At 50.8% G+C, this 604-nt stretch carries 1 rRNA gene; it reads left to right on the forward strand.

Going from position 1 to position 604, the window contains the following annotated elements:
• A 23S ribosomal RNA gene (locus CSQ91_RS28405) occupies positions 1–604 on the forward strand; the annotation flags it as partial.

Consider the following 604-nt stretch of genomic DNA (forward strand, 5'->3'; position numbering starts at 1 on the left):
GGCTAAAACAGTCAGGATGTTGGCTTAGAAGCAGCCATCATTTAAAGAAAGCGTAATAGCTCACTGATCGAGTCGTCCTGCGCGGAAGATGTAACGGGGCTAAGCCAGTCACCGAAGCTGCGGATATCCTTTATTGGATATGGTAGGAGAGCGTTCTGTAAGCCTGCGAAGGTGTCTTGTAAAGGATGCTGGAGGTATCAGAAGTGCGAATGCTGACATGAGTAGCGATAATGGGGGTGAAAAGCCTCCACGCCGTAAGCCCAAGGTTTCCTGTTCAACGTTCATCGGAGCAGGGTGAGTCGGCCCCTAAGGCGAGGCAGAGATGCGTAGCTGATGGGAAGCAGGTTAATATTCCTGCACCGTCGTATGATGCGATGGGGGGACGGATCGCGGAAGGTTGTCCAACTGTTGGAATAGTTGGTTTTTGGCTCATAGAAGGTACTTAGGCAAATCCGGGTACGGAATTCAAGGGGTTGAGACGAGTGAACTTGTTCACGAAGCAATCGGAAGTGGTTCCAAGAAAAGCCTCTAAGCTTCAGTCATACGAGACCGTACCGCAAACCGACACAGGTGGGCGAGATGAGTATTCTAAGGCGCTTGAGAG

Source organism: Janthinobacterium sp. BJB301 (assembly GCF_002735685.1).
Lineage (GTDB): Bacteria > Pseudomonadota > Gammaproteobacteria > Burkholderiales > Burkholderiaceae_D > Janthinobacterium > Janthinobacterium lividum.